Origin of the sequence: Flavobacterium sp. UBA6135, from assembly GCF_002428305.1 — a bacterium.
Lineage (GTDB): Bacteria > Bacteroidota > Bacteroidia > Flavobacteriales > Flavobacteriaceae > Flavobacterium.
In genome coordinates this window covers 36855-63274 of record NZ_DIVJ01000017.1, presented here as the reverse complement: position 1 = coordinate 63274, position 26420 = coordinate 36855, and the positions used below count along the sequence as shown (strand labels likewise).

Annotated in this window: 26 protein-coding genes and 1 tRNA gene; 20 read left to right on the top strand and 7 right to left on the bottom strand. The window is 31.9% G+C overall.

What is annotated here, in order from left to right; translation table 11 throughout:
* Positions 1–148: 148 nt before the first annotated feature.
* Positions 149–592 carry an MBOAT family O-acyltransferase gene (locus tag B3L86_RS05220; RefSeq protein ID WP_291115875.1) on the top strand — a complete coding sequence of 148 codons (444 nt, stop codon included), beginning with the start codon at positions 149–151 and terminating at the stop codon, positions 590–592.
* 65 nt (positions 593–657) lie between these two features.
* On the top strand, positions 658–1125 hold the full coding sequence (locus tag B3L86_RS05215; protein ID WP_291115873.1) for a GNAT family N-acetyltransferase: 468 nt from the start codon (positions 658–660) through the stop codon (positions 1123–1125).
* 424 nt (positions 1126–1549) lie between these two features.
* Here B3L86_RS05215 and B3L86_RS05210 read toward each other — a convergent pair.
* A tRNA-Pro gene (locus B3L86_RS05210) sits at positions 1550–1623 on the bottom strand.
* 103 nt (positions 1624–1726) lie between these two features.
* Between B3L86_RS05210 and B3L86_RS05205 the strand changes: the two genes are divergently transcribed.
* The 3 genes from B3L86_RS05205 (at position 1727) to B3L86_RS05195 (ending at position 3922) form a co-directional block, all read left to right on the top strand.
* A complete protein-coding gene (locus B3L86_RS05205; RefSeq protein ID WP_291115870.1) occupies positions 1727–2215 on the top strand; it encodes a phosphoglycerate mutase family protein in 489 nt (162 codons plus the stop codon).
* 108 nt (positions 2216–2323) lie between these two features.
* Entirely contained in the window at positions 2324–2776 is a 453-nt protein-coding gene (gene smpB / locus B3L86_RS05200; protein WP_291115867.1) for an SsrA-binding protein SmpB, read from the top strand.
* A 93-nt stretch (positions 2777–2869) separates the two neighbouring features.
* Positions 2870–3922, top strand: coding sequence for a Fic family protein (locus tag B3L86_RS05195; RefSeq protein WP_291115864.1), 1053 nt, complete (start codon positions 2870–2872; stop codon positions 3920–3922).
* Between the two features lie 29 nt (positions 3923–3951).
* Here B3L86_RS05195 and B3L86_RS05190 read toward each other — a convergent pair whose 3' ends face one another.
* Positions 3952–4593 carry a protein-L-isoaspartate(D-aspartate) O-methyltransferase gene (locus B3L86_RS05190; RefSeq protein WP_291115861.1) on the bottom strand — a complete coding sequence of 214 codons (642 nt, stop codon included), beginning with the start codon at positions 4591–4593 and terminating at the stop codon, positions 3952–3954.
* A 181-nt stretch (positions 4594–4774) separates the two neighbouring features.
* On the opposite strand from B3L86_RS05190, the gene B3L86_RS05185 reads away from it, so the two are divergent.
* From B3L86_RS05185 to B3L86_RS05115, 15 genes are all read left to right on the top strand, one after another.
* Complete coding sequence (locus B3L86_RS05185; RefSeq protein WP_291115859.1) at positions 4775–5743, top strand: Gfo/Idh/MocA family protein; 969 nt, start codon at positions 4775–4777, stop codon at positions 5741–5743.
* 103 nt (positions 5744–5846) lie between these two features.
* Positions 5847–6734 (top strand): 3-hydroxyacyl-CoA dehydrogenase family protein, encoded by an 888-nt coding sequence (locus B3L86_RS05180; protein ID WP_291115856.1) that lies wholly within the window; start codon positions 5847–5849, stop codon positions 6732–6734.
* Positions 6735–6891: 157 nt separating this feature from the next.
* Positions 6892–7752, top strand: a complete 861-nt coding sequence (locus B3L86_RS05175; RefSeq protein ID WP_291115853.1) for a helix-turn-helix domain-containing protein — start codon at positions 6892–6894, stop codon at positions 7750–7752.
* 108 nt (positions 7753–7860) lie between these two features.
* Positions 7861–8358 (top strand): GRAM domain-containing protein, encoded by a 498-nt coding sequence (locus tag B3L86_RS05170; protein ID WP_291115851.1) that lies wholly within the window; start codon positions 7861–7863, stop codon positions 8356–8358.
* An 80-nt stretch (positions 8359–8438) separates the two neighbouring features.
* Positions 8439–9059 carry an outer membrane beta-barrel protein gene (locus B3L86_RS05165; RefSeq protein WP_291115849.1) on the top strand — a complete coding sequence of 207 codons (621 nt, stop codon included), beginning with the start codon at positions 8439–8441 and terminating at the stop codon, positions 9057–9059.
* A 101-nt stretch (positions 9060–9160) separates the two neighbouring features.
* Complete coding sequence (locus B3L86_RS05160) at positions 9161–10378, top strand: DUF1015 domain-containing protein (protein ID WP_291115846.1); 1218 nt, start codon at positions 9161–9163, stop codon at positions 10376–10378.
* A gap of 31 nt (positions 10379–10409) precedes the next feature.
* Complete coding sequence (locus tag B3L86_RS05155) at positions 10410–11075, top strand: YggS family pyridoxal phosphate-dependent enzyme (RefSeq protein ID WP_291115843.1); 666 nt, start codon at positions 10410–10412, stop codon at positions 11073–11075.
* A 160-nt stretch (positions 11076–11235) separates the two neighbouring features.
* Positions 11236–11604: a four helix bundle protein gene (locus B3L86_RS05150; protein WP_291115840.1), complete on the top strand. Its 369-nt coding sequence runs from the start codon at positions 11236–11238 to the stop codon at positions 11602–11604.
* Between the two features lie 145 nt (positions 11605–11749).
* Positions 11750–13111 carry an exonuclease domain-containing protein gene (locus B3L86_RS05145; protein WP_291115837.1) on the top strand — a complete coding sequence of 454 codons (1362 nt, stop codon included), beginning with the start codon at positions 11750–11752 and terminating at the stop codon, positions 13109–13111.
* 32 nt (positions 13112–13143) lie between these two features.
* On the top strand, positions 13144–13986 hold the full coding sequence (locus B3L86_RS05140; protein ID WP_291115834.1) for an ion transporter: 843 nt from the start codon (positions 13144–13146) through the stop codon (positions 13984–13986).
* Positions 13987–13997: 11 nt separating this feature from the next.
* Positions 13998–14927, top strand: a complete 930-nt coding sequence (gene miaA, locus B3L86_RS05135) for a tRNA (adenosine(37)-N6)-dimethylallyltransferase MiaA (RefSeq protein ID WP_291115831.1) — start codon at positions 13998–14000, stop codon at positions 14925–14927.
* Between the two features lie 42 nt (positions 14928–14969).
* On the top strand, positions 14970–15653 hold the full coding sequence (locus B3L86_RS05130; RefSeq protein ID WP_291115829.1) for a hypothetical protein: 684 nt from the start codon (positions 14970–14972) through the stop codon (positions 15651–15653).
* Between the two features lies 1 nt (position 15654).
* A complete protein-coding gene (locus tag B3L86_RS05125) occupies positions 15655–16242 on the top strand; it encodes an outer membrane beta-barrel protein (protein WP_291115827.1) in 588 nt (195 codons plus the stop codon).
* Between the two features lie 7 nt (positions 16243–16249).
* Complete coding sequence (locus tag B3L86_RS05120) at positions 16250–16798, top strand: hypothetical protein (protein WP_291115824.1); 549 nt, start codon at positions 16250–16252, stop codon at positions 16796–16798.
* A 12-nt stretch (positions 16799–16810) separates the two neighbouring features.
* A complete protein-coding gene (locus B3L86_RS05115; protein WP_291115821.1) occupies positions 16811–17545 on the top strand; it encodes an acyl-[acyl-carrier-protein] thioesterase in 735 nt (244 codons plus the stop codon).
* A 44-nt stretch (positions 17546–17589) separates the two neighbouring features.
* Here the strand turns inward: B3L86_RS05115 and B3L86_RS05110 are convergent, their stop codons facing one another.
* The 5 genes from B3L86_RS05110 to B3L86_RS05090 all read right to left on the bottom strand — a co-directional run bounded on the left by B3L86_RS05110 (position 17590) and on the right by B3L86_RS05090 (position 26338).
* On the bottom strand, positions 17590–18303 hold the full coding sequence (locus B3L86_RS05110) for a response regulator transcription factor (protein ID WP_291115819.1): 714 nt from the start codon (positions 18301–18303) through the stop codon (positions 17590–17592).
* A gap of 23 nt (positions 18304–18326) precedes the next feature.
* Complete coding sequence (locus tag B3L86_RS05105) at positions 18327–19907, bottom strand: sensor histidine kinase (RefSeq protein WP_291115817.1); 1581 nt, start codon at positions 19905–19907, stop codon at positions 18327–18329.
* A gap of 69 nt (positions 19908–19976) precedes the next feature.
* Positions 19977–20561, bottom strand: a complete 585-nt coding sequence (gene coaE, locus B3L86_RS05100) for a dephospho-CoA kinase (RefSeq protein ID WP_291115814.1) — start codon at positions 20559–20561, stop codon at positions 19977–19979.
* Complete coding sequence (locus B3L86_RS05095) at positions 20558–21559, bottom strand: glycosyltransferase (RefSeq protein ID WP_291115813.1); 1002 nt, start codon at positions 21557–21559, stop codon at positions 20558–20560. Before B3L86_RS05095 ends, coaE begins: the two co-directional genes overlap by 4 nt.
* 84 nt (positions 21560–21643) lie before the next feature.
* Positions 21644–26338 (bottom strand): fibronectin type III domain-containing protein, encoded by a 4695-nt coding sequence (locus B3L86_RS05090; protein WP_291115810.1) that lies wholly within the window; start codon positions 26336–26338, stop codon positions 21644–21646.
* Positions 26339–26420 lie beyond the last annotated feature (82 nt).

The following is a 26420-nucleotide window of genomic DNA, read 5'->3' as shown; positions in this document are numbered from 1 at the left end:
CAATGACCGGATTATTACATGACCTGCTCAATGTATTCTACGACTTCGTAGCAAAAAACTATCTAAAAATTATAATCTATATTTATATATTTGACTAAATAAATAAACTCCAAAGTCTGCAGCTTATGGAGAGCTTAAAAAAAACTAAATGAATCTATCCGACTATGTGAAAAAGAGAAACGGTGTTCCGATTGGACATTCAAATTCACTTCGAAATAATTTTTATCGTTCGCTTGGAGCTAAAAATTTTTCCACATTTTGGAATTTCTGGAATCCTATTTTTGGTTATTATTTAGGTTCAAAAATATTTAAACCATTAAAAAAAGTACTTCCAATTGGGTTTGCTGTGGTTTTGACTTTCATTTTTTGTGGATTTATTCACGATTTAGTTACCACTTTATTAAGAGGAAAACTTTCGTTATTTTTCACTATTTGGTTTTTTTTATTGGGAACAGCGGTTGTACTATCCAAATATAGTAATTATGACTTTTCAAATAAGAATTGGATTTTTAGAGCTTTTACAAACCTATCAATAATTGGTATATGTTTGCTTTTAACTCTATATTTAAATACGATTTTTAAGTTTTATTAAATTGAGAATGCTACGCCCGCTCGATATCTCCCAACTTCCCAGCTAAATATAAAACCCAAATCTTCATGACCAAAAATAAAATTGAACTCATTGATTTTTCAGACGAGCTACAGGAACCCATCAAAACACTAAATTATGAATGGTTGGAAAAGTATTTTCGGGTGGAGGAAAGTGATCGCATTTCACTTTCCAATCCAAAAGAACAAATTATTGATAAAGGCGGATTTATTTTTTATGCCAAACTGAATAATGAAATTGTTGGAACAGCTTCTTTATTAAAGAAAAACGAAACTGTTTTTGAATTAGGAAAAATGGCCGTTACCTCAAAAGCACAAGGTCATAAAATTGGAACATTGTTACTTGAACATTGTTTAGCTATAGCAAAGCAAAAACACATAAAAACGATTATTTTATATTCAAACACTCAATTAGCTTCTGCCATTCACCTTTATAAAAAGTACGGTTTTACTGTAATTGAACTCGAAAAAGGGCTTTATGAAAGAGCGAATATAAAAATGAAAAAAGAGCTTTGATAGATAATGGTTGTTGGTGAAGGGTGAAGGGTGAAGGGTGAAAACCAAACTTTTTTAAAGCATAGAATTACTAAAATTCAGTAAGAGTGTCATTTCGACCAGAGGGAGAAATCCCATTAAGTAAATACTATACTATTTAACTTGTTTGTGGTGAATAGTGTGATGTGATTTCTCCTGCGTCGAAATGACACAGGAGTCGTATAACTTTACTACAAGGTTTTCAAAATCGCACTAAAACATCCTTTAATTTAAAAAAGCTAATTTGTAATTGACTGGATTATTTCATGATCCAGAGAGGGGGTTTGATGCTAGTAAAATCCTTAAAAGTTTTTTTAAAAGTTTTTGGATTTTTTTATATCTAAAAAATTANNTAATTTTTTAGATATAAAAAAATCCCTTGAGCAAAGCTCAAGAGATTTTACTGTCGGGATGACTGGATTCGAACCAGCGACCCCTAGCACCCCATGCTAGTAAGCTACCAGGCTGCTCTACATCCCGAGAAGTGGGTGCAAATGTAATTGTTTGAATAGTTATCACAAAAAATATGCGTGAGATTTTTTCACTTTTAAACTAATTACTTAAATTTATTAAAAATTGAACTATGAAAAGAGTACTATTTCTTACGCTTGTCTTGACTTCCTTTTTCATCCGGTCACAAGAAACTCAAACCACCACCATCTACCTCATCCGCCATGCTGAAAAAGCAGATACTTCTAAAAATCCGGAATTATCTGAACAAGGTATTGAAAGAGCTTTACGTTGGGCAAACTATTTTGAAAAAATACCTTTAGAAATTTTTTATACGACTTTAACCATTCGAACGCAACAAACAATTTCATCTGTTGCTTCGACAAAAAATAAAGAAATTCAATTTTATCAACCCGCTACTTTTTCTTTAAAAGAAATTGCAGCAAAACACCCCGGGAAAACAATTTTAATTGTGGGTCATAGCAATACGATTCCAAAACATATTAATGATTTTTTGGGTGAAGAAATTTATGACCAAATTGATGAAAATGAATTTGGAAATCTTTACACAATAAAGATGAATGGTCATAAAATCGAACATCAACTGACTTATCATAACTAAAAAGACGTCTTTTTATTTCTTAAAAAAAAGCTATTGAACGACTGTGTTTGTTCAATAAAATTCAAAAAAACTTTAATTACACATTTTTGTTCATACATTTGCACTCCTATGCAAAAGATGATTAACATACTGAACAAAAGAGCCAAATTTGATTATGAAATTTTGGAGCGGTATGATGCCGGAATTGTTTTAACAGGAACCGAAATCAAATCAATTCGATTGGGAAAAGCTTCGATAACAGAAAGTTTTTGCGAATTTCATAATGGCGAATTATTTGTGATTAACTCACAAGTAGAAGAATATTTGTATGGCACCCACTACAACCATAAAGCCAAAAGCGAACGCAAACTTTTATTGAATAAAAAAGAATTAAAAAGTTTAGAAAAAAGCATGCAAAATAAAGGATTAACCATTGTACCATTGCGGCTTTATATAAATGAAAAAGGCTATGCAAAAATGGAAATTGCTTTAGCTAAAGGAAAGAAAAACTACGACAAAAGAGAATCTATCAAAGAAAGAGATACCAATCGAGATTTAGATCGGGTAAAAAAATCGTTTTAATTTAGTATACAAAAAAAAATATTTTGATTACAAAATGGTGAAGATTTGACTGCAACAAATAATGACTATATTTGTCATGACAATAAATGGGAAATGAAAAATTTACTTAAAGAAGCACGAGAAAACAAGCATCTAAAAACCCGTGAATTGGCTCAACTTCTTGGTATAGACCAGGCATTGGTTAGTAAATTTGAAAGCGGAAACCGAAAACCAACCAGAGAACAAGTGACTAAATTGGCTTCTATTTTGGAGATTGATTATGAAACGTTAATCGTAGCATGGTTGAAGGAAAAAATTCTCTTTGAAATTGGTGATGACAAGGAAATTGGCTTAAAAGCCATGATGGTAGCAGAAGACGAAATAAAACAAGAAGTGGTTGTTAAACGCTATAACTTATCAGCATCATTGACAGCAATTTTGAATGAAATTGATACGCTCAAGAAACTTTTAGATAAAAAAAGAACTTTTGATAGTAGTAGAATTGCCCAAACTTTAGAATTGGAATACACCTTTGAAAGTAATAGAATTGAAGGAAACACACTTACCTTACGAGAAACCGATTTGGTTATTAACGAAGGATTGACCGTTTCCGGAAAAAGCATGCGAGAGCATTTGGAAGCGATAAACCATCAAGAAGCGATTGGTTACATCAAGCAATTAACGGAAAGAGGTTTTAGTTTTAATGAGAGAGAATTATTATCGATTCATAATTTAATTCTTCGTGGCATTATTCCCGAAGATGCAGGACGATACCGCAGCGTTCAAATCATGATAAAAGGAAGTAGTCATATGCCGCCTCAACCCTATTTGGTTGCCAAAGAAATGGAAGATTATTTTTTATGGTATGAAAATCAGAAAAGCAAGTTACATCCGGTAGTTTTGGCTGCAGAAATGCATGAGAGATTAGTCACTATTCATCCCTTTATTGATGGAAACGGAAGAACTTCCAGGTTGGTCATGAATTTAATTTTGTTACAAAACGGTTATGTAATTGCCAACATAAAAGGTGATTATGACAACAGAATGAATTATTATAATGCGTTAGAAACAGCTCAAACAAAAAGCAACAAAGAAGATTTTTTACTCTTTCTTGCTCAAACTGAAAAGGAAAGTTTAGAACGTTATCTAAGTATTATTGGTCAATAAAAAACCCGCTACAGCGGGTTTTAATTCTATTAATTTTTATCTTCCAATAAAGGAACGAATCGAAATTCACCAAATTCATGTTTTTCGAATTGTGTTTCATTTTTACGAATTAATAAGGTCATAATTTGTTCTTTTTCGCCCACTGGAATCACAAGCCTACCTCCTATTTTTAGTTGAGCCATTAATGGTTTTGGGATTATTGGAGCACCGGCAGTTACAATAATACTATCAAATGGAGCATAATTAGGTAAACCTTTATAACCATCGCCAAAGGATAAATGTTTAGGTCTGATCCCTAATTTTGGTAATAACAAAGAAGTAGTTTTAAACAATTCATTTTGACGTTCTATACTATAAACTTTAGCTCCAATGGTACATAAAACAGCGGTTTGATAGCCAGATCCCGTACCTATTTCCAACACTTTATCATCTTTTTTTACTTTCAATAATTGTGTTTGAAAAGCAACTGTATAAGGCTGTGAAATGGTTTGTCCGGCACCAATTGGGAATGCTTTGTCCTGATAAGCGTATTGCTCAAAACCGGAGTCTAAAAACAAATGTCTCGGAATTTTTTTTATGGCTTCTAACACCTCTTTATCAATAATCCCTTTTTGTTCTAAAAGCTTTACTAATTGAATGCGAAGTCCTTGATGTTTTTCAGTATCTCTCACTTGGGGAAAAGGTTAGTTTGGGTAAAAATAATTCTAAAAAGAAGAACTTCCAAATCATAAAACCGTATAATAAAAATTAGTTCTGCTTATGATTAACAACCCCATGTAATTAAACAAGAAATTGAATCGTTATTTATTGTCAATTCTCGTATTATTACTATTTTTGATAAAATTTACTTTTATGCTAAAAATTGGCGTTTTAGGTGCCGGTCACCTTGGAAAAATACACTTGCGATTACTCAATCAATGCTCAAAATACGAATTAGTTGGTTTTTATGATGAAAATCAAGAAAACGGTGCAAAAATTGCCGCTGAATTTGGTTATAAACAATTTGACACAATTGCCAAATTGATTCATGCTGTTGATGTGATTGATATTGTAACTCCTACGCTTTCGCATTATAAATGTGCTAAAGTTTCAATTAAATCGGGTAAACATGTTTTTATTGAAAAACCAATTTCGACAACTGTTGAAGAAGCCGAAGAAATAATCGCTTTAGCAAAAGAATTCAACGTTAAGGGTCAAGTTGGTCACGTGGAACGATTTAATCCGGCCTTCATCGCTGTAAAAAATCAAATTGACAACCCGATGTTTATTGAAACACATCGATTGGCCGAATTTAACCCGAGAGGAACGGATGTTCCGGTGGTTTTAGATTTAATGATTCACGATATTGATGCCATTTTAAGTGTTGTAAAATCGAAAGTAAAAGCCGTTAATGCTAGTGGTGTTTCAGTTTTGAGTCAATCTCCAGACATTGCCAATGCTCGAATTGAGTTCGAAAATGGATGTGTTGCCAATATCACTTCGAGCCGAATTTCGATGAAAAATATGCGTAAATCACGTTTTTTTCAAAAAGATGCTTACATCTCGGTGGATTATTTGGACAAAGTATGTGAAGTGGTAAAAATGAAAGACGCACCCGAAGTTCCGGGTGATTTTGATATGATTTTGCAAAATGCCGAAGGCGAGAAAAAACAAATTTATTTTGACAATCCGGAAGTTTCTTTGAACAACGCCATTTTGGATGAATTGGAAACGTTTGCAGATGCGATTAACAACAATACTACTCCCGTAGTGACTTTGGAAGACGGAACGGAAGCTTTACGAGTTGCATATATGATTATTGATTCGATGCAAGAAAAATAATTTGTTTCAGGTTTGCTTCGCCTGTTCTCCTTTTAGGCTCGAGCTAAGTTATTGTGAGACCTGAAACTTGAAACTAAAAACAAAAACAAACTAAAAATACATAATGAAAACAATTGCAGTAATTGGAGCAGGAACCATGGGTAACGGAATTGCCCACACCTTTGCTCAAAGCGGATTTACCGTAAAATTAATTGATGTTTCCGAAAAGTCATTGGAAAAAGGAATGGCAACTATTGCTTCCAACTTAGATAGAATGGTGACAAAAGGAACTATTTCGGAAGAGGATAAACACAAAACCATTTCAAATATTATCACTTATACCGACATTAAAGATGGTGTAGTTGGAACGGATTTAGTGGTGGAAGCTGCCACTGAAAATGTAGGTTTAAAAATGAATATTTTCAAACAACTGAGTGACATTTGTAATCATAATGTAATTTTGGCAACGAATACTTCTTCTATTTCCATTACGCAAATTGCTGCTCAAGTAGTTCATCCTGAAAGAGTAATCGGAATGCATTTTATGAATCCGGTGCCGATTATGAAATTGGTTGAAATCATTCGAGGTTACACTACTTCGGATGAAGTGACTAAAATCATTATGGATTTATCTATGAAATTAGGCAAAACGCCAACGGAAGTAAACGATTATCCCGGATTTGTGGCGAACCGAATTTTAATGCCGATGATTAATGAATCGATTGAAACTTTATACAACGGAGTTGCCGGAGTTCAAGAAATTGATACGGTTATGAAACTCGGAATGGCTCACCCGATGGGACCATTGCAATTGGCTGATTTTATTGGTTTAGATGTTTGTCTTTCCATTTTGAATGTCATGTATGACGGTTTCAAAAATCCAAAATATGCTCCGTGTCCACTTTTAGTGAATATGGTAATGGCCGGAAAATTAGGTGTAAAATCCGGAGAAGGATTTTATGATTATTCCGAAAGTAAGAAAGCGGAGAAAGTTTCGAAGCAATTTAAATAAAGTGTTCAGTATTTAGTGTTCAGTAAACAGTAATCAGTTGGCAGTAATCAGTTGGCAATTACTGAACACTTTTAACTTGCATTGAATCTTGAATAAACAACTTCAATAAATAAAAACTTTTCATTTATTCAATTTTAAGATTTTAACTTAAATCATCTTGGAAGATTCAAAAAAGGACAATGATATTTTTATTACACAAAAACCTGCATCAAACAAGATAAGCAAGTACATTTCGTATTACTATTTACACAAATCAGAAGACCAGAATTATCAAAAAAACTTTATTTTCTACCCTAATTACAAGCATGCAATAACGGTTTATAAAGATTCAGAAGTTATAATATCAAATGATGAATCTACTATAAAACCATCAAAAAATAGTGGTCTTCAACCGCTATATTCCATTAATAAAGAAAAAAGCATAAAAGTAAGTATAAGCGGTGCTTTTGATAAAATTGGTATTGTTTTTAATCCTTTAGGTATAAATCATTTCTTAGAAAAGCCTCTTTATGAAATAATTACATTCGATTTTGGAAATTTTTCCCATTTTGGAGAGGAATTCAAGTTTATTTTAAGTCAAGTTTATGCTGTAAAAGAAGTAGAAAAAAAAGTTAATTTATTAGATGATTTTTTTGAAAAAAAACTCAAGCCTTTTGACGAACCAATTGTTAAGAAAGCTGTTGGTGAAATTATAATTTCCAATGGTGGCATTAAAGTGGCCGAATTATCAGAGAAACTAAATGTTAATCGAAAAACTCTACTCCGTTTATTTAACAAACATACTTTTATGTCGGTTGAGGAATACAGAAAAATGGTGATGTTCCGACAAGCTTTTAATTTTTTTCATCAAAATAAAGAAAAAACAAATCTAACTGACGTTGCTTTATTTAGTATGTATTACGATCAAGCTCACTTTATAAAGCACTTTAAATCAATTACTAAAGAAACGCCGAACACATTACTATCTAAAGTTTCACACCTCGGCATGGAAGATACGTATTGGTATTTTGAAGATTAAAATTTGTATTGTCTCAATTTTACAATTTTGATATTTTACTGCATTGTAATATTGCATTGTAAAAAAATCTAAAAAAATATGGTAAAATTGAATTTAAAATTAATGATTGTGCAAACAATTATTATGGGGTTTACATATGCAAGTATAATGGCTCTGTTTGGATTAATTTGGGGAGAAAAGTTCAACACTTGGCAATTTATTTTTAATGCTACTTTTTTTGGAATATTTATGGGTATTCTTTTCCCGGTAATTACTAAAATTGCAACCGATAGGGTTCTAAAAAAAACAATTATTGAGCTAAAAGAGGACGAACAATTAGTACATGAAGGTGCTTCAACGTTAAAAAGCAATTTTTCAGCGGGAGGAAAACTTGTACTTACTACAAAAAGACTGGTATTTAAACCCCACAATCTAAATTCCAAAAAAACGTTTGTCGAAATTCCTTTAAACAAAATTACCGAAGTAGAGAAACAAAATACTTATGGTTTTATCCACAATATTTTTATTATTCAAAAAGCAAATGAAGAGTTCAAATTTTTTGTTGCTGAAAATGAACGAGATGTTTGGGTTTCAAAAATAATTGAATATTCTACTAAAGTATTATAAAACGCACCTATTATTTATAATTCTTGCAACAACAGTCAATATGATAATAAAACTTTTTTTAACCACTAAATTAAATACAAATGAAAAAAACAATTTTTACGCTGTTTATAGCATTAATAACATTAGCAGCTAAGGCTCAAGAAGAACCAAAAAAATCGGAAGTAGGTTTAAATCTAAATGCAAAAATTGGATTTGCAAAACTTATTCAAAACGAAATGGTAAATCTAAATGGTAGCATAAATTCGGGCGATTTACTTTTCTTTTACCGACTTCCATCAGGAACATCTTTTAGCACCGGTATTGGAATGATGGATTTTAATGCCAATGGCGTTAGTGCCGGAGAAAGTTATGCGTTGCAACAAACTTATTTAAGAATTCCGTTATACCTTAATTATTCACTAACTATTCTTGAAAAGCAATTAGACAGTAAACTCTCCACTTACGGTGGTATTGGTATTTATGCGAACTCTTTAATGAAAGAAGAAATTCAAACTGTTGATGAGACATTCAAAAACAAAAACCAAGGGTGGAATGCAGGATTAGGCTTCAATCTGGGTGTGAGATTTGGCGTTTCTGAAAATATAAATTTTGGAATTGGCTTTGAATCGCAATCCGATTTTACGAAAATGAAAAAAAATGGTGCTGAAAGAAAAATGGAAGAGATTAATACCGTTAATTTTTCATTTGAATTTAAGTTTTAATCCCGAAAAGATTACATAATTTTAAAATAATTTTTTAGAACACTAACCGTATTGTTACATTTGTTTAATTTGTAACTTTACGGTTCTTTTTATTTCTAAAAATGAGCAAAATAATCCCCTTCAAAGCCGTTCGTCCTACCGCAGATAAAGTTGCTTTAGTTACATGCAGAAATTATGATGATTACAGTTCGGCTGAACTAGCAGCTTGGTTGAGTTTTAATCCGTATTCGTTTTTGCATGTAATTCATCCTGCGTATGTACATTCGCAGAAAATTACGTTAGATAAACGTTTCAAAGGTGTTGCTCACAAATACCAAGATTTTAAAGACGATAAAATTTTTGTGGAAGAAGAAAAGTCGGTTTTCTTTGTTTATGAAATTCAAACCAAAAGCAATTCGTTTACCGGAATTGTTGCCGGAACTTCGATTGACGATTATAAAAATAATGTCATTAAAAAACACGAAGATACGTTGCAGTATCGAGTGGAGTTGTTTAAAGATTATTTGCATCAAACGGGTTTTAATACAGAACCGGTTTTGATTACTTATCCTGATAATGAATCATTAACTAATTGGATTTTAAACAAGAAAAAAGAACCTTCGATATATCATTTTTCAACAACAAATAAAGAAAAACATACGTTGTGGCGAGTAGATTTGGATAATGACATCTTGTGGTTGCAACAACAATTTGAAAAAATCCCGGAATTGTATATTGCTGATGGTCACCACCGTTCGGCTTCGGCAGAGTTGTTATATGATGAATTTAAAACCTCTGGAAATAAAAATCTAAACTATTTTATGAGTTTTCTAATTGCAGAAAGTGAAGTAAAAATTTATGAATTCAATCGAATTATCCACGATTTAAACGGTTATGAAGTCAATGATTTTTTAGCCCGATTAGACGAACATTTTATCATAAAAAACAAAGAACAAGAATTATGGAAACCTCAGAGCAAGTTTGAATTTGGGATGTATTTAGATGGCAACTTTTATGCTTTATTTTATAAATTGGAAAATAGCAATCCAACCATTTTAGAAAACTTGGATGCTCAAATTTTATATGATAAAGTATTGCAACCTTTATTGGGAATTGAAGACTTACGAAATGACGAACGCATTGAATACATTCCGGGAAAGCAATCGATTTTAACCCTCAAAGAATTGATTGACGAAGGTGAATTTGAAGTAGGTTTTATGCTTTATCCTTCTGATATTTCTGAAATTAAAGCCTTGGCAGATAATAATTTGATTATGCCACCGAAGAGTACATATATCGAACCTAAGTTTAGAAGTGGATTGATTGTGTATGAGTTATGATGAGATAATGTGCCAATTTGAAAATTTGAAAATGAATATAACTGAAAATATTTCTAAAATAAAATCCTCACTTCCATCTCACGTAACCTTAGTTGCCGTTTCCAAAACCAAACCGGTTACGGATTTAATGGAAGCTTACCACGCAGGTCAACGTATTTTTGGCGAAAACAAAATCCAAGAAATGACCGAAAAGTGGGAACAAATGCCTAAAGATATTCAGTGGCACATGATTGGTCATGTTCAGTCAAATAAAGTGAAATACATGATTCCGTATGTGAGTTTAATTCACGGAGTGGATAGTTTGAAATTGCTAAAAGAAATCAACCGTTTAGCTGCAAAATGGCGTAAAAAAGTAGATTGTTTATTGCAAATTCACATTGCAGAAGAAGACACCAAATTTGGTTTGGATGAAAAAGAATTGGATGAGATTCTAAAACAAGTTCAGAATGATAATGCGTCATTCAGTAACATTCGAATTGTTGGCTTGATGGGAATGGCTACTTTTACCGAAAATCAAGAACAAATTAAACGTGAATTTTTACATTTAAAATCGATTTTTGATCAACTCAAACAACTTGAAACTTCAAACTTGAAACTTGAAACTTTATCCATGGGAATGAGCGGTGATTATCAACTCGCCATCGAATGCGGAAGTAACATGGTTCGAATTGGAAGTAGTATTTTTGGCGGCAGGTAAAATTCAATGGCAAAAATCAACTTCAATATCAAAAATCAATGGCAATATCAAAAATCAATTACAATATCAAAAATTAATTACAATATCAAAAATCAATTACAATATCAAAAATCAATTACAATATCAAAAATCAATTTCAATTTCAAAAACCAATTATTAAATGGAGGAAAATAATATCTTTAGTGAGAAAATTTTCAATTTTGAAGATAGATTAGTTCGTTTTGCAGGAGAATGTATTTTCTTTACAAGACAATTGAATAAATCATTTGAAAATGAATATTATAAAAATCAACTAATTAGATCTTCCGGAAGTTCCTCTTTAAATTTTGGAGAAGCCCAAGGAACAATAAGTGATAAAGATTTCATTTTTAAGTTAACCTTAGTTGTAAAAGAATTAAAAGAATCTAGAAACTCTTTAAAAATATTAAACTACATTAAAGAAGGTGATGAAAATACTAGAATTTTACTTTTAAAAGAAGTTGAAGAGTTAATAGCTATTTCATCAAAAATGATAATTAATAAAAAGTAACTCAATATCAATATCAAAAAGCAATAACAATACCAATGACAATATCAAAAAACAATTTTAAGGAATAGTTAAAAAATTGATTTTTGATATTGACATTGCATTTGATTTTTGATATTGATATTGATTTTTGATATTGCCATTGAAAATGTACGCAATTTTAGACATAGAAACCACCGGAGGTCAATACAACGAAGAAGGAATAACCGAAATCGCCATCTATAAATTTGATGGGCACGAGGTTGTGGATCAATTCATTAGTTTGGTAAATCCTGAAATTCCAATTCAGCCGTTTGTGGTGAAATTAACCGGAATTAACAATGCCATGCTTCGTTCGGCTCCTAAATTTTATGAGGTGGCCAAACGCATCATTGAAATGACAGAAGGTTGCATTATAGTTGCACATAACGCTTCGTTTGACTACCGAATTTTGCAAACGGAATTCAGACGATTGGGTTTTAAATTTCAAAAACAAACACTTTGCACGGTTGAATTATCCAAAAAATTATTACCCGGTCATGAATCCTATAGTTTAGGGAAATTAGTTCGTGCTCTTGGTATTCCCATGGCAGATCGTCATCGGGCAAGTGGTGATGCCATGGCTACAGTGAAATTATTCAAAATGCTTTTGGCTCAGGATGTTGAAAAGGAAATCGTGAAAAGTTTGGTAAAAACGGAAATTAAATCCGGTATGTCACCCAAATTATTGGATATTGTAGAAAATCTACCTTCCAAAACAGGAATTTATTACATACATAATGAAAAAGGTGACTTAATTTACATTGGCAAAAGTAAAAACATCAAAAAACGTGTTAATCAACATTTTACAGGAACAACAAATAAATGTAAAAAAATACAATTGGAAGTTTATGCCGTAACTTTTGAAGAAACCGGCAGCGAATTAATTGGTTTGTTAAAAGAAAGCGAAGAAATTAAAATCAACAAACCTATTTACAACCGTTCGCAACGAAAAACATTGTTTCAATGGGCTTTGTATCCTGTTAAAGATGAAAATGGCTACTTGAGTCTTTTAATTCAAAAAGCAGATGGGCGAAAAAAGGAAATAACTTCATATACCTCACTTCAAGAAGGAAAAAATTCTTTGTTTAAAATTACAGATCAGTTTAATTTATGCCAGAAAATTAATGGCTTGTATGACACCAAAAATGCTTGTTTTAAATACAAAATAAAAGAATGTGATGGAGCCTGTATTGGTGAAGTTTCACCGGAAGAATACAATGATAGAGTTCAAGAATTTATTGAATCCAATTTGTTTGAAAATGAAAACATGGTTATTATTGACCGTGGTAGAAGTTTACAAGAACGTTCAGCAGTTTTGATTGAAAATGGCATTTATAAAGGCTATTGTTTTTATGATTTAAATTATCAAATAACAAATATTGAAGTTTTAAAAAACATTCTTATTCCAATGCAAAACAATCGGGATACCCGAAATATTATTCAAGGCTATCTCAGAAAACACAAAGTGATGAAAATTATTAAATTTTAGAGTATCTTAGCTTAATTGATTTTTAAATCTAAATGAAATCACAAAAAACACCTTTTGAAATTTTCAAGCAAAAAACCCATATCATAATATATGGCACCAATACCGTTGCCGGTAGAATGTTTGATTTAATACTTTTGGGTTTAATTTTTTTAAGTGTTTTGTTAGTAATGCTTGAAACGATTGAAGGATTTGATGTAAAATATCATAACCAAATTCTTTTTTTGGAATGGATAATCACTATTTTTTTTAGCATTGAATATATCCTAAGAATCATCTGCATTGATAAACCTAAACGTTACATTTTTAGTTTTTATGGAATCATTGATTTGATTGCCATTCTTCCGATGTATTTGAGCTATTTCTTTGCGAGTTCTAATTTGTTTGCAGTCATTAGAGCCTTGCGATTATTGCGATTATTTAAAATCTTAAACCATCCCCATTTTTCAGGTCAATCACTCCAACTTCGAAAATCACTCATTGCAAGTCGTGGAAAAATTATTGCCTTCATCTATTTTGTACTGATTAGTTGTATTCTGATAGGCTCGCTAATGTATGTTATAGAAGGAAAAGAATCAGGTTTCACGAGTATTCCAATCAGTATATATTGGTGTATTGTAACACTAACCACTGTAGGTTTTGGCGACATTACTCCTGTTACACCACTGGGTCAATTTATTGCTTCATTTGTCATGATTATGGGTTATGGTATTATTGCAGTTCCAACCGGAATTGTTACTGCTGAATTTGCAAAATCTGAATACCAAAGAGGTCTAGAAACAGTTCCAAATGACTGCTTAAATTGTGGCAAAAAAAACCATGCTGAAAATTCAAAATTTTGCGACCAGTGTGGTAATGCGTTAGGCAAAAATTCATAAATTTCAAAAACTTGGAAAATTCAAATTTTCTCATTACCATAATTGGCCCCACTGCCATTGGAAAAACAGCTTTAAGCATCGCTTTAGCCAATCATTTCAAATGTGAAATTATTTCTTGTGACAGCAGACAATTTTATAAAGAAATGAGAATTGGAACAGCTGTTCCATCTGATGAAGAACTGAAAGCTGCAACGCATCATTTTATTCAAACAAAATCGATTTTTGAAAATTATTCAGTTGGTGATTTTGAACGTGAAGCCATTTTGAAATTGGATGAATTATTTGAAAAGAACAACATTCAAATTATGGTTGGCGGTTCTGGTTTGTATGTGGATGCTATTTTGAAAGGTTTTGATGATTTTCCTGAAATTGAACCAAAAATCAGGGAAGAAATTAAACGAGAATTTGAAGCAAGCGGTTTAGCATTTTTACAAAAAAAATTAAAAGAATTAGATCCCATTTATTTTGAAAAGATAAGTATTGAAAATCCGCAAACCCTACAAAACCCACAACGAATGATGCGTTTTGTAGAAGTTTGTATCGGTACCGAAAAACCGTATTCTTCTTTTTTAAATCAGAAAAAAAATAAGCGAAATTTTGTTCCGATTGTTATTGGTTTGGAAGCTGAAAGAGAAATTATGTATGATCGTATTAATCGTAGAGTTGACATAATGCTAAACGACGGTTTATTGGAAGAGGCCAAAAATTTATATCCAAACAAACATCTGAATGCTCTGCAAACGGTTGGTTATCGTGAACTATTTGATTATTTTGACGAAAAAACAACTTTAGATTTTGCTGTTGAAGAAATCAAAAAAAACACACGCCGATTTGCCAAACGACAATTAACGTGGTTTAAACGAACAGAAAAAGTCAAATGGTTTGATTATGAAGGTGATAGATCTAAAATTATAGATTTGATTAAAATGATGATTTCTTAACACAACCTTTTGTATAAAATTGCATCTTTTGAAAAACACCTAATGAAAAAAATCTTACTTTTTTTGATCGTTTTCAATTTCATTTCTTGTGGCATTGAATATGATGGAGAAACAAAATTAGTTGTCAAAGGGAAAATTCTTCTCGAAAATAATCAACCTTTGGTCAATCATGAAGTTAAACTTTATGTTTCAAGAGAAGGTGGCGGAGCTGCTTTTATATATTATTCCGGTGGTGAAACAAATTTTATAGGTGTTACCAACACAAATTCTGAAGGCGAATATTTAATGGTAATTCCTAAGCCAAAATTAAATTACGACGAAATAATTGTGGAAATTAATGATGGTGAATTTAATCCATATAACAAAAGACAAATCAGAAATATTGTTTCAGAAGATTTTATTGATTTTGAATTAAACCTTGAAAATTCATTTCTATATACTGCATCAGACTTATCGCGACTTTTTGTAACTATAAATCAAGTTACACCCAACTCTGAATTGCTCAGTATAAGTTATGAAGGCGATTTTACGAATGAAATTAGTTTTTTTAAACCACTTGACTACTACGACTTTTTTAATTATGAATTGTATCCATTGGTAAAAAAAAATCAAACATTAATTATTAAATGGGAAGTTATAAATAGAACAACAAATACAGTTTTAAATTTTGAAGAAAGCTTACTCATTGATGGCTCTGATATAACTGAATACACGTTAACCTTTTAGTATGAAAAAGTATATTTATTCATTCTTGTTACTATCATCATTTGCTTGGGGACAAAATGAAGAAGGGTTAAGATTTAAAACAGAATTAGGGATTGGATTTATAAATCACGTTTTTTTGGGAGATAATTATTTATCAAAAGGTCATAAAAAGCATGCTGTGGGAGCCGTTTTAAAATTAAATTTACTACGCTATACTAATTTTATTTTAGGCTTTGAATTTGAAAAAAACACTTCAAAAGTTGCTGATTTTGCTATTGGTGGAAATATTGACAAAACAAATATGAACTCTTTTAGAGGTTTACTTTCCTATAGAGTTTATACTTCCGAAAGATTTACCTTTGATCCACAAATAAAATACGGTACAGTTGATTTAAGACAAAAAAGTGGTTCAAAATTTTATGGCAATCAAAAAGGTTCTACTATAGGAATTGGGGTTGATGTTCTCTATAATTTTAGTGATGGGCTTGCTGTATTCTCAAATGTAGGATATAATTATTATCATTTGAATGTCAATACAACTCCTGAATTTAAAGATTATTTTAATCACTCACATTCTATAAACCTTACTATTGGGTTAAAACTAAATTAAAAACTTTATGAAAAAAATTATCTTTATTCTTGCTTTATTCCCTTTTTTACTTGCGTTGCGTTGCGTTGAAGATGACGCACCTTGTGGAGGTTTTACGGAAATTGAAAAACCTGATTTGATAACGATTGAAAATAGTCAACCCGTTTATAATATGAATGATGTGCTGTGGCTTTCCTCAACTGTTGATCGGTTTCAAACCATAAACGAATCGAACACCACTGTAGATTTATTTGCAAAGGATGAAAAACTTTCCTATTACATTGAATTAATTAAATTATCCGCTTTTAATGATTTTAACTATATTTTTTTAAATCAGAATTCAACGATAATTGAACAAGGTGAAGCACTTTTTAATACTATTATTTTAGTTAAAGATGGTGAGCAGTATAAGAGTAAAATCGGAATTAAACTTTTAGAATCAGGAACTTACACTTTAAAAATTACCAATATATCTTCCTATCATGTAGAACCCGTAGGTTGTAATTACACTGTGTTTGCGATGTATACTGATTTTAATGGAATTGAAAGTAATACGTTTACGTTCGAAGTAGAATAAAAATTTAGACAAATGCCAATCACACCCAATTTTACCTCCGAATTTTCTAAAGACTGGGAAATTAATTTCATTCAGTGTTATCCAAACGGGCAGTTAAAACTAACTGAACTCTGTAATATTTTACAACTTACAGCAGGATTTCATGCAGAAATGGGCGGATTGAGTTTTAGTGACATGCAAACATTCCATCAAGCTTGGGTATTGAGTAGAATGCGTGTTGAAGTTTCAGGTTTACCAAAATGGCGAGATGTTGTTACTGTAAAAACTTGGATCGTTGAAATGAAAGATTCTAGGTCAATTCGTGCTTTAGAACTTTATGTTGGTGCTACAAAATTAGTAGGAGCTCTCACCTTTTGGGTTGTTTTAAATACCCAACTAAGAAAACCACAAACCTTGGCTTTGCCATTTGATCATTTTGAATTATATCCCAATAGACTTCCCACTTCAAAATTATTCGAAAAAATAAATTTGAATACAGAAATGGTATTTTTAAAAAACAAAACCGTTTTACTTTCTGATTTGGATATTGTCAACCACGCTAATAATGTAAAATATCTGGAGTGGTGCTTGGATTGTGTTGATCCAAATCTAATCCTAAAAAATAAAATCAAAGCTTTTGAGATGAATTATTTGAGGGAATTGCATTGGCAAGATGAAATTTCTATAAATGCCTCTTCAACAAAAAATCCAATGCAATTTACGGTTATAAAAAACGGAAAAATCTGCTTTGCACTTGAATTAGAATAATTATTTTTCAAAAAAAAAGTCTCATTACTGAGACTTTTTAATTTTTAAACTACTTTATTTTTAACTACCAAACGGAAACCTTCTCCGTGGATATTAAGAATTTCTACATCCTCATCCAATTTCAAATATTTACGTAGTTTGGCGATATAAACATCCATACTTCTTGAGGTGAAATAATTATCATCTCTCCAGATTTTTGTTAAAGCCAACTCACGTGGCATTAAATCGTTTTCATGAAGAGCTAACATTTTCAATAACTCATTTTCTTTTGGAGACAATTTTATTGGTTCATCACTTCCAAAGGTTAAAAATCGCAATTTAGAATTCAAATGAAATTTTCCGATTTGGAATTCAAACTTCAAATTATCAGTTTTAGATTCCGATTGTTTGCGTTGCATAATAGCTTTGATTTTCATCAATAGTACTTCTGAGTCAAAAGGTTTGTTCAAATAATCATCTGCTCCAACTTTATACCCTTTTAAAACATCTTCTTTCATTGACTTTGCAGTTAAGAAAATCAATGGAACTTCTTTATTTTTTTCACGAATTTCTTTCGCCAAAGTGTAACCATCTTTGTAAGGCATCATAACATCCAAAATACACAAATCATAGCTGTCTTTTTTGAATTTTTCAAATCCTTCCATTCCATTTTTTGCCAAAACGACATCAAAATCATTTAGCATTAGGTAATCTTTTAGTATGGCTCCAAAATTTGGATCATCTTCAACTAAAAGAATTTTTTTGTTTTCTAATTCCATAGGTTAATTAATTTTAGTGGTATTTAATTGATAAGTGGTATCTTTATACTAAACGTACTTCCTTTTCCTTTTTCACTTTCTACAAAAATCTCACCATTGTGCTCTTCTACAATTCTTTTTACGTAGGCCAAGCCCAATCCGTGTCCTTTTACATTGTGAATATCGCCGGTGTGCTCTCTGTAAAATTTTTCAAAAATTCTTTTTTGAGCTACTTTACTCATTCCGGCACCTTGATCTTTTATTTTTATTATTATAAAATCTTTAATGTTTTCTGTAACTATTTTAATCACCGGTTTTTCTGGCGAATATTTTATAGCATTATCTAAAATATTTACAAACACATTGGTAAAATGTACATCATTCAATAAAACATTAGTTCTTTTTGCATCAAAATGTGTTTCTATCGTTCCCTCTCTATTTTCAATTATTAAGCTAACGTGCTCGATTGCATCATTAATAATTTCATTAATATCAATAGCTTCTTTATTGATTTCTAATTCTTTCTTTTCCAATTTTGAAATTCGCAAAACATTTTCAACTTGAGCATGCATTCGTTTATTCTCATCACGAATCATTTGTAAATATCGTTTCACTTTTTCTGAATCCTCAATTACTTTTGGATTTTTAATTGCATCCAATGCCAAATTAATTGTTGCAATTGGTGTTTTAAACTCATGCGTCATGTTATTAATAAAATCTGTTTTGATTTCAGAAATTTGACGTTGTTTTATCAATTGATTTAATGCACTTGTGTATGCTATTATTATTATTAACGTAAAAACAAGTGATAATAGTGTAATTCCTATTAAATTTGAAAATAAAAATTTCTTCTTCTCAGGAAAACTAAGCATTAATTGGTATTTACTAATCCCCTCATTATCAGTAAATATTGGCACACTATAGGTATTATCTTTATCAAACTTGAACTGCTCTGAGCGAACTTTTGTTGCAAAACCGTTGCTATATATTCCAAATTCAAAGGGCGTTTCAACGCCATATTCCTTTAGCTCCTTATTTAATAATTCTTGTAATTTCTCAACAGAAATTCTTCGCTGAATAGGATAGGTTAAAGCAATGTCATTGTATGAAATCTCATATTGCAATTTTTTTAACACATCCAATTTTCCGGATTTTTCAATTTTTAAATCAGGTCTCGTTTTATGTTGTAAATCATTTTTATCTATTCCTTTTGAATAAACTTCTGTTTTGCTTTTTGAAGAAAAACTTTTTACACGTAAACTATCATAATTTGTATCAAAGAACGAAGGTGAAATACTGAAATCATCCGTAATTATACTATTTGAATAAATTATGGTTTCATTAGTTTGAGAATTTCTTTGATAATAGCCAAATTCTAAAAACTCAGTATCCACTTTATCACTACCGGTGCTGTCTTTATACTGATTAATTTTTTCAACAAAAGACATAATTTCTTGTTCTTTCAACTTAGTAGCAACATTGCCAATAACTTGTTTCACATGAAACCCAAACTGTTCTTGATTATTCTGAAAAGATGAGTTAAACCAATAAACTTGAACAACAATAATACCGATAAGTGAAATGCTCATCAATACAACAAGCAACCTAAAAAGTAATTTATTCATCGTTACAAATTTAACATTTTAACATTTGTTCTGTTGTTAGATTAACCAAAAATTAACACCAAATTCATTTTATGATGCTAAAATTTCTACTATAATGGCATCTATTTGCTTTTTAGCTTCAATCAAATTTTCATTCAAAACAACATAAGTACTTAAAGCAATTTTTTGTTCATCACTCCATTGATTCTGTATTCTTCTTTTCACCAATTCCTCTGAAGTTTTATCTCTATCTATAACTCGTTGAATTCTAGTTTTTTCAGGTGCAATGATGGTTATAATTATATCGCAGTCCTTAAAAGCTCCTGATTCAAATAGAATGGCAGCTTCCTTTACTACAATGGGATGATTTTGATTTGAATTCAACCATTTTTTAAAATGCTCAGCTACTTTTGGATGGATGATTTCATTTAATTGCTTTAATTTTTCAGGAAAATCAAATACTAACTTTGATAATTTTTCTTTATTTATTCCATTTTCATCGTTTATTGTTTCACCAAATGTTGCAATTAGTTCGTCTATCACTTTAGAACTTTCGAATAATTTCTTTGCTTCATTATCCGCTATGTAAACCGGTATTCCTTTGGAGGCAATATAATTGGCAAGCGTTGTTTTTCCGCTTCCAATGCCGCCCGTTAAGCCAATTATTTTTGTCATTTTAATTTAAAGAATAATTCAGGAAATTGTTTTTTTGGATCTTTCTTCACTACTTGAACAGCAATAAATGATATCAGAAAACCCAATCCATAACCATAAAATTGAATTATTGTAGCTACTATTGATAAAAACGCAATTTTGACACTTTTGTTACTTATAATTGAAACAATAAAAAGTAAAACAAAATAAACTCCGTAGCTAAATAATGGAAAATAAATTCCAAAAAATAGCAGTACAATTGCAATATCTAGTCCAATAATAAATAAAGTTGGAAACAAATATGAAGGTTTGGCATATTCAGGATGCCAACTGTTTAGAATTGGTCTGGCTTTTCCAAATTTATTCACTTGAGTATAAAACTTATTCCAATCGATTCTTCTTTTATGATATACAAAAGCTTCAGAAATAAGCTTCGTTTTGAATCCCAATTTCCATAACCGAATTGTTAAATCAGGATCTTCTCCCGGATGAATAGTTCCAAACCCACTACTAGCTTCAAAAGCTTTTTTGGAAAGCCCCATATTAAAACTTCGAGGTTGAAATTGATTGATTTTTTCAGAGCCACCTCTAATACCTCCTGTTGTTAAAAAAGAAGTCATAGAAAAATTTATGGCCTTTTGAATAGAAGAAAAAGAATCTAAAGCTTTATCGGGTCCGCCAAAACAATCTGTAAAATCAAGATGTAAAGATTGATAAACAGTTGTTAAATAGTGACTGGGAATAATACAATCGGAATCAAAAATCAAATAATAATTACCTTTTGCATTTCTCATACCAAAATTTCTAGAATCTCCCGGACCTGAGTTTTCTTTAAAAAAATAGGATATATCTAGTTTGTCAGCATACAAATCAACAATGTTTTTACATGAAATAGACGACCCATCTTCAACAATAACTATTTCAAAAGATTGATTGAAATCTTGAACTGAAAGACTTTCCAGCAATTCATGAACTTCATCAGGTCTGTTATAAACAGGTATAATTATTGAAAAAAGCATTACTTAGTTTTTAACAAAGATACATTTTCAAAAACAAAAAGCCACGCATGAAGCGTGGCTTTTCGAACAAAACAAATGTGTTATTTATTGTTTAACTACTTTAACAGTTTTCGTTTGGTTTTCTGATGTAACTTTTACCAAATACGTTCCATTTGGTAAAGAAGACATATCAATGTCTGCTTGCGTTACATTAGGTTTAACGGCACTAATTTGTTGTCCTAATAAATTTGAAACAACTACTTCAGAAATTGAATTAGTATATGAAATTGTCAAAGTATTAGTTACCGGATTAGGGTAATACTTGAAATTTGACGAATCAAACGTATTTGTACTTAAATCAGTCACAACATTAATCATAAAATCAAGATAAACTCCATAAGTCCCTGTATAACATGGATTAGGAGGTGTTTGCTCAGTCCAAACTCCACCTATTCTCATTCTATGTTGACCTAGCGGAGCTGACATTGGAATTAAGAAAGATGCATCTAAAGTAGAAGGATTTGTTGCACTAGCTTGCCCTGAATAAACCAATTCACTTGGTTCAAATGTCAAGTTATCATTATAATCAACCCAAACGTAGGTATAATAAGCATACGTTAAAGTATTATATGAAACCTGTAAATTAGCATTAACACCACGTTGTAAATCCACTACATTTGCAGAATGGTCAAAATAAAATACATCTCCATTAGGGAAATTAGTAGTTCCTACTTGAATATTAGTAATACCGTCACCGTCATTTGAAGTTGGCAAAGCAACACAAGCACATCCATTAAGAGCTGTAGTAAAAGCTTGTTCAACACAACCAACAGCGGATGCGAATGTATTATAAGGCACAATAGTATAATAATAGGTTGCATTTGCATTGCCCGTAAATGTGTAAGATGTAACCGGACCAATATTAACATTATCTAAAACATCTGTACCACCTGGTGTTGTTCCCATAGAAATTCTATATGCATCTGCATCAGCTACAGCTGTCCAAGTTATTTGCGTAGCATAATTTCCACAAGTTGCGTTTGGTGTTGCAACAACATTTGTTGCACATAAAGGGACTATTGTTGGTATTGCTTCCCATACAAAATCATCCAAATATACAGTATAAGCAGTTCCGGGAACCGGACGTAAAACCAATTGAGATACACCAGCCGGAACTCCAGTTGGAGCAATTATAAATTCAAGTGCGGTGCTTGCCGCTGTTCCCGGCAATTGAAAATCTTCGAGAGCTACAAATGTATTAATATTTGGAGTATCTGTAAAATATCCTACTTGCAATACTTTATTTGCAGTAGCAGCATAAGCTTTAAATTTCAAACGATGTGTATTTGCCTGAATATTTGAAAACGGAGGTAAAATTGCGTAAGCTTCATTTACAGCAGAAATATTCATATAAAGACGATTCGATGGTGACATTGGAGCAACACTTCCTGTTGTTGTGTAAACATTTGTTGAAGTTCCTGCTCTTAACCAACAATTAGGTAAGTTACCAACACCTGTTGTTTGACCTGTAAAATCCATAGTATATTCTGTTACAGGTGAACATAATGTTTTGAATGCAAATGGTCCTATCCAAACGCTAGTATCAGATACACCACATACCGCTCTAACATAAAATTCATAAGATGTGTTTTCAGTTAAACCTCCTAAAGTATAAGGATTAGATGTAACACCAGCTACCAGAGTTCCTGATCCCTGTGTAAAGCCAGGTGCTCCATATTCGATATCCCATTCTGTCTCATTAGAGCCACTTGCGTTCCAGCTCAAAGAAACAGAAGTTTGAGCCAATTGAGAAGCCAATAAGTTAGATGGCTCTAAACAAGATGGAATAGGTTCCCAAATAAAATCATCTAAATATACTGTTGAAGTACTTCCGGGGAATCCAGGATTTTTAAGTGCTAAGTGTTTAACTCCAGTAGGTAAAGCTCCAGGAGTAATTACAAATTCTAAAGCAGAAGCTGCGGCTGTTCCAGGTAAACTAATTTCATCCAAATAAACAAAAGTACTAATATCAGAAGGATCAGTAAAATAGCCAAATTCTAAAAATCTACCTGCTAAAGTTGCATAAGCTTTAAAACGTAAACGGTGAGAATTTGCACTTAAATTAGAAAATGCCGGTAAAATAGCATAACCTTCAGTAGCAGGAACTGCTGTACTACTTGAAAACATATACAAACGAATAGTAGGTGACATTGGAGCCACACTTCCTGTAGTAGGATACACTGATCCATTTCCTAATTTACTCCAACAATCGGGCATAGGAGCAGCTGTTCCTGTAGCTAGACCCGACAAATCAGTTGAATACACGTCAAAATCTGTACATGCTGTTTTGAAACTAAAAGGTCCTGACCAAGCACTAGGTATATTTCCTGTACAAACTGCTCTCACATAATATTGATAAGTAGTAGCTGATAATAATCCATTTAATGTATATGGATTTGTATTAACTCCTAAAACTTGTGTTCCAGTTCCCAACTGAAACCCTTGAACACCATATTCGATATCCCAAATAGTTTCATCTCCACCATTTGCCCAACTTAAATCGGCACTTTCAAAAGTAATACCTGTAGCTGTCAAACTTGATGGTTCTTGACAAGGTGAGTTTATTTCCCAAATCACATCATCAATATAAATTGTAGTAGCTGAACCCGCAACCATACCAAATACTAATTGAGTTACACCAGCAGGAACACCAGTTGGAATTAATTGAAATTCTTGTGCTGTAGAGGCTGCAGTACTAGGCATTTGATAATCTTCTAATGATACGAAAGTAGAAGCATCAGTTGGATTAGTAAAATAACCTACTTGAAGAATTTTACTAGCTGCAGTAGCATAAGCTTTAAATCTTAATTTATGAGTATTGGCTTGTAAATTAGAAACCGGCGTCATTAAGGCATAAGCGGTTGTTGATGCAGTAATATTCATATATAACCTATTAGGCGGTGACATTGGAGCTGTACTTGTAGTTGTAGTATAAACATTCGCAGAAGTTCCTAATCTTGACCAACAATCAGGTAAATTTCCTGTTCCTGTTGGCAACCCTTCAAAGTTTACAATATAATCTGTAACCGTTTCACAAAGCGTTTTAAAATTATAAGGTCCCATCCATGCACTTTGATCAGAAACAGAACAAGATGCTCTTATATAATACTGATAATTTGTATTCGAAGATAACGTTGTTAAAACATAAGGATTTGTAGCTACGCCAGAAACCATTGTACCATTACCAAGAGTAAATCCAGGTGTACCATATTCAATATCCCAAGCCGTTTCGGTGCCAACATTTGTCCAGTTTATTTGAGCAGAATTTTCTGTAATCAAAGTTGTGGTAACATTAGAAACTTCTAAACAAGATGGTGATTGTTGCCAAATAACATCATCAATATATAAGGTATTAACACCTCCAGGGTGGCCTGGATTTTTAAATACTAAATGTTTAACCCCTGCAGGTAAAGCTCCCGGATACACAATAAATTCTTCAGCACTTGCAGCAGCAGTTCCCGGTAAATTAATGTCTTGTAAATATACATAGGTAGCTATATCCTCAGGATTTGTAACATAACCAATCTCCATGGTTCTATCGGTTCCAGAAATAGAATAGGTTTTAAACCTTAGTCTATGTGTATTTGCTTGTAAGTTTGAAACAGCAGGCATGATTGCATAACTTTCTGTAGGTGTAGTTCCGCTAGCGGTCATATATAATCTGTTTGCAGGAGACATTGGTACTACACTCCCTGTAGTAACATAAACTGCTCCTGCACCCGCCTTTGCCCAACATGGAGGCATTGGACTAGTTGTTCCGGTAGGTAAACCTTCAAAAACTTCTGTAAATTCAGTAACTTCACCACATGCAGTTCTGAACGAACCCGAAGCTAACGTACTAAATCCGTCAGTTACACCACAATTCCCTCTTACCCAAACATAATATTGCGTATTAGGTAATAAATCTATCAAATTGATAGCACTTCCTGTGGGTAAACTTCCAGTTGGTGTATCAGAAATACCCGGTGGTGTATTAATTGTTGACACAAAATAATCATGTCCTTCACTAGGTAGTATTGAACTCGGAATAAATGACACAGTTGCACTAGTTGTAGTGATATTAGAAGCTGCAACAGTAGTTGGAGCATTACAACTTAATAAAAAATCAAATCCTATCCAAGGTCTTCTGTAATTTGATGTTGATAAATTATCAGCTAAAACACCCGTTGTATTATTACTGTACTTTGTAGTGTTACTATTAGCTGTTGAAATACAAGGACTTGAATATTCATATTCCCATTGAACAGCATTTCCCATTGCTTCAGGATTGGAATATTCCATCAGAACAACTAAATTCTGACTACCAGAGTAGGTATAAGTTGTTGTGAGTGGAAAAGCTTTCCAGCCGGTTGCACTTCCAACATTTGCTGTTGGATTAGAATCATAAACCAAAGTGGCTCCTGTTATTGCTGTAGTCCAAACTAGTGCATTATCCCCAAAATCTGCATCTGTAGTTTCCTTGAAATAAACTTTAAAGTTTGGATTACCGATCATGGGACCCGCTGTCCCAATTCTACTAAAATACACACTAGTTAAAGTTTGTCCGGAAATTCCTGCCAATTGACTTGCAGGATAAATACTAACTGTTCTATTGGTAGCATTTGCTGTTGCAACACTATTCATGGGTCCATAAATATTTCCTGCCACACCTCCATTACAGGTTGAAACTTGAAACTGTTGACTATATCCTATTGTTCCCAAAAGCAATAAGATAAAGTACATAAATGTAATTTTCTTCATAATAAATAGTTTAATTATTTGGGTAAAATTAAAACTTATAAAGTACAAAACACATTGTTTGATGTATTATCAAAAAATAGCT